Origin of the sequence: Anaerorhabdus sp. (assembly GCF_036641015.1) — a bacterium.
Classification (GTDB): domain Bacteria; phylum Bacillota_I; class Bacilli_A; order Erysipelotrichales; family Erysipelotrichaceae; genus Anaerorhabdus.
The window spans coordinates 1-4,756 of the sequence record NZ_JAVWFO010000082.1 but is presented as its reverse complement, the minus strand read 5'-3'; the positions used below and the strand labels follow the sequence as shown (position 1 = coordinate 4,756).

Below are 4,756 nucleotides of genomic sequence, written 5' to 3'. Positions count from 1 at the left end.
CTAATGCTTATCACAAATCACAGGAAATAATTGCTAAGGCTGAAAATGAAGCTAAGAATGTTAAAGAAGAACTTCTTGAACAAGCAAAAAAAGAAGCAGCATCAAAACTCGAAAAAGCACGTGAAGAAATTGCAATTGAGAAAAATCAAATGCGCGAAGGTATGGTTGATGAAATGGTAACTGTCGCAATGCTTGCCGCTGAAAAATTAATCAGTGAAAAGATCGATAGTGAACAAGATCAAAAAATCATAGAAAACTTCGTTAAAGAAATGAGTAACCAAGATGGACCAATTAGCTGACCGCTATGGGACTGCGCTTTTTGAGTTAGCGATGGAAGAAAATAAATTAGATGAATGGCAAAAAGATGGTAAGTTAATTCAAACTACTTTAACACCGGATATGAATGGATTTTTTCTTTCTGAACAAATTACAAAAGATGAAAAGAAAGATGTTTTAGTTCGTGCGTTTAAAGATGCAGTAAATCCAAAACTTTTGGATTTTATGTGTCTATTAGTAGATAATCAAAGATTTACTTATGTAAATTCTATCTTGATTAGTTTTAACTCATTATGTAATCAATCTAAAAATATTAAAGAGGGTTTAGTATATTCTGCTAGACCATTAAGTGAATCACAAATAAAAGAAATTGAAGATGTAATGTCTTTGAAAATGAATTCAAAATGTGAACTTATTAATCGTATTGATCCTAGATTACTTTCGGGATTTAAAGTTGTGATTGATAATGAAGTTATAGATACTTCGATGAAAAATAAAATTCAAAATATGAAAACTGAATTATTAAAAGGAACGAGGTGAGGCCAATGGAACTAAGACCTGAAGAAATAAGTGCTTTAATCAAAGAACAGATTAAACATTATCACAATAAGATCGAAGCGAATGATGTAGGTACTGTTATCACAGTTGGTGATGGTATTGCGTTAATACAAGGCTTAGATCGCGCCATGTCTAGTGAACTTTTATTATTTCCAAATGATGTGTACGGTATGATTTTAAACTTAGAAGAAAGTCATGTTGCTGCTGTATTACTTGGAGATGATACAGGAATCAAAGAAGGCGATGAAGTAAAGCGTACTGGTCGTATTGTTGAGGTACCAGTAGGTGATGGAATGCTTGGACGTGTTGTTAATGCATTGGGTCAACCAATCGATGGTAAAGGTGAAATTATATCAAATAAATCTAGACCGGTTGAAAGAGTTGCACCAGGCGTTATGACAAGAAAAGGTGTTCACCAACCATTAATGACAGGATTAAAATTAATAGATTCAATGATTCCAATTGGTAAGGGTCAACGTGAATTAATCATTGGTGACCGTCAAACTGGTAAAACAGCAATTGCTGTTGATACTATCATTAATCAAAAGGGACAAAATGTTAATTGTATCTATGTAGCTATTGGACAAAAAGCAAGTACAGTTGCACAAATTGTTGAAAAGTTAAGACAACATGATGCAATGGGATATACTACAATTGTAGCTGCAACGGCAAGTGAATCAGCACCATTACAATTCATTGCGCCATATGCAGGATGTACAATTGGTGAGGAATGGATGGAACAAGGTAAAGATGTTCTAATTATTTATGATGACTTGAGTAAGCATGCAGTTGCATATCGTACAATGTCATTATTAATTCGTCGTCCACCAGGGCGTGAAGCATATCCGGGAGATGTATTCTATTTACACTCTCGTTTACTTGAAAGAGCAGCAAAACTAAATGATGAATTAGGTGGTGGATCTCTAACGGCATTACCTATTATTGAAACACAAGCAGGAGATATTTCTGCATATATTCCTACAAATGTAATTTCTATTACTGATGGACAAATATTTTTACAAACAGAGTTATTTAATTCAGGAGTAAGACCAGCAGTTGATAGTGGATTGTCAGTATCACGTGTTGGATCAGCTGCACAAACAAAAGCAATGAAAAAAGTATCTGGTTCATTAAAATTAGATTTAGCACAGTATCATGAATTACTTGGATTTACTCAATTCGGTAGTGATTTAGATGCTGTTACAAAATCAACAATTGATCATGGAGCACGATTAACTGAGTTATTAAAACAAGGACAATATTCTCCATTAACAATGGCTGAGCAAGTTTGCACATTGTTTGCTGCAAAACATGGATTTTTAAAAAATGTACCAGTGGAACATGTTAGATCTTTTGAAGAACAATTACATAAATTCTTAAAAACAAATCACAATGAACTAGTACAAGAATTACAAACAACAGGAGTTCTAACTGATGAGTTAGAAGAAAAACTTAAACGCGCAATGGAAGCCTTCTTAGAACAATATCATCTATTGACTGAGGCATAGTTTATGGCACAAGGAAAACAAGCCTTAAAACAAAGAATACGTTCGATTAATGCAACTAAGAAGATTACAAGTGCGATGGAATTAATAGCTAATTCAAAACTTCAAAAACAAAGAAGTTTAATGGAAAAGAATAAAGAGTATGCTAATGTTTTAAAGAAAACAGTTGGTGAAATTATTGCAAATAACCAAGGATTAGATAATCAATTTCTAAAAGAAAAGAAGTCTAACAAGCGTTGTACATTTATATTTTGTAGTGACTTAGGTTTATGTGGTGGCTACAATGCAAATATGGCAAGGCTTGCACAAGAAGTTTTAAATCCAGAAGATCCAATTATTCTAATTGGCACAAAACAATCTCATTGGTTTGAGTTGCGTGGATTTAACGTCATCAATGAGCATACTAGTTCAGATAATATTCAATTTATTGAATTAAAAAATTTAGTTGATGATGCAATCGAGATGTTTAAGAAGGATGAAATTTCTAGTATTCAAATTTTGTATACAGAATTTGTAAATACTGTAACTTTTGAACCAAAGATGGAAACATTAATTCCATACTTTGCTAAGAAAGAAGATTTGAAAGCAACATCAACTCATGTTGCTACAGATTTTGAACCTAGTCCTAATGAGATATTGAATTCATTAATCCCGATGATGTTAGAAAATGTTGTATATAGTATTTGGATGCAAACAAAAACTGCTGAACAAGGATCACGTCGTTTAGCAATGGAGAATGCAACAGATAATGCAACTGAGTTAACTGATAAATTAGTATTAGCCTATAATCAGGCAAGACAAGCTGCAATCACACAAGAGATTACAGAAATTGTTGCGGGCGCAGATGCCTTGTAGAAAGGATTAGAATATGGCAAAAAATATTGGTAAAATTGTACAGGTTATCGGACCTGTAGTTGATATTCGATATGCAAGTGGCGTTCTACCAGCACTTAAAAATGCGATAGACGTACTTAAAGAAAATAATGAAAAATTAGTTGTTGAAGTTGCTCAACACATTGGTGATGACATTGTTCGTTGTATCTCTATGGGATCAACAGATGGTCTTGTACGAGGAATGGAATGTATTGATACAGAAAATCCTATTTGTGTTCCAGTAGGAGCAGAAGTATTAGGAAGAATGTTCAATGTTCTTGGTGATGAAATTGATGAACTTCCTCCTTTGGGACCGGAAGTAAAAAGAATGCCAATTCATCGTGAAGCTCCATCATTTGAGGAACAACAAACTTCAGCTGAAATCTTAGAAACAGGAATCAAAGTTATTGACTTATTATGTCCTTATGCTCGTGGTGGTAAGATTGGATTGTTTGGTGGTGCTGGGGTTGGTAAAACAGTACTAATGCAAGAATTAATTCATAATATTGCAAAAGAACATGGAGGACGTTCAGTTGTTGCTGGTGTAGGTGAACGTACACGTGAAGGTAACGATATGTATCATGAAATGAAAGACTCTGGTGTATTAGATAAGACTGTTCTAGTTTATGGACAAATGAATGAATCACCTGGAGCAAGAATGCGTGTAGCATTATCAGGATTAACAATGGCGGAATACTATCGTGATTTTGAAGGTCAAGATGTATTGCTGTTTATTGATAATATTTTCCGATTTACACAAGCAGGATCAGAAGTATCAGCATTACTTGGACGTATGCCATCAGCTGTAGGTTATCAACCAACACTTGCTACTGAAATGGGTCAACTTCAAGAACGTATTACTTCAACAAGTCGTGGTTCAATCACTTCTGTTCAGGCAATTTATGTTCCAGCGGATGACTTAACTGACCCAGCTCCAGCTACTGCATTTACACATCTTGATGCTAAAACAGTACTTGATCGTGGAATCGCTGCATTAGGTATTTACCCTGCGGTAGATCCACTTGAATCTAGTAGTAGAATTTTAGATCCACTTGTAGTTGGTGATGAACATTATGAGGTTGCTCGTGGTATTCAAGCTTTATTACAAAGATATAAAGAATTACAAGATATTATTGCAATTTTAGGTATGGATGAATTAAGTGAAGAGGATAAAGTAATTGTTAATCGTGCACGTCGTGCAAGAAATTTCCTATCTCAACCATTTAATGTTGCCGAACAATTTAGTGGTATTAAAGGACGTTATGTATCTTTAAAAGATACTGTACGTAGTTTTAAAGAATTACTTGCTGGTAAATATGATAGTTTACCAGAACAAGCATTTATGTTTGTAGGATCAATTGAGGAAGCAGTGGATAAAGCTGGAAAGTTAGGTTAAGCCTATGATTCGATGCAAAATTGTAACTCCCTTTGGTAAGTATAAAGAAATGGATACATCTATTCTTAATGTTAGAAATAGCATTGGAGAAATGGGTATTCTTCCTAATCGCATGCCAATTGTAACTATGTTAGAAATATCTAAGATG

At 34.1% G+C, this 4,756-nt stretch carries 5 protein-coding genes and 1 pseudogene; all 6 read left to right on the top strand.

Annotated features, from left to right (window positions below):
- Positions 1 to 299 (top strand): F0F1 ATP synthase subunit B family protein (locus tag RR430_RS08920; RefSeq protein ID WP_332508967.1); only part of this gene is annotated, 299 nt, incomplete at its 5' end.
- Positions 283 to 816: a F0F1 ATP synthase subunit delta gene (locus RR430_RS08915; protein ID WP_332488730.1), complete on the top strand. Its 534-nt coding sequence runs from the start codon at positions 283 to 285 to the stop codon at positions 814 to 816. The genes RR430_RS08920 and RR430_RS08915, both read left to right, overlap by 17 nt.
- Before the next feature lie 5 nt (positions 817 to 821).
- Entirely contained in the window at positions 822 to 2,342 is a 1,521-nt protein-coding gene (gene atpA, locus RR430_RS08910; protein WP_332488732.1) for a F0F1 ATP synthase subunit alpha, read from the top strand.
- Between the two features lie 3 nt (positions 2,343 to 2,345).
- On the top strand, positions 2,346 to 3,194 hold the full coding sequence (gene atpG, locus RR430_RS08905; protein ID WP_332488734.1) for an ATP synthase F1 subunit gamma: 849 nt from the start codon (positions 2,346 to 2,348) through the stop codon (positions 3,192 to 3,194).
- A gap of 13 nt (positions 3,195 to 3,207) precedes the next feature.
- The gene (gene atpD / locus RR430_RS08900; RefSeq protein WP_332488735.1) at positions 3,208 to 4,608 is read left to right on the top strand and encodes a F0F1 ATP synthase subunit beta; all 1,401 of its coding nucleotides are present in this window, start codon (positions 3,208 to 3,210) and stop codon (positions 4,606 to 4,608) included.
- Between the two features lie 4 nt (positions 4,609 to 4,612).
- Positions 4,613 to 4,756, top strand: a pseudogene (locus tag RR430_RS08895) (F0F1 ATP synthase subunit epsilon); the annotation flags it as partial.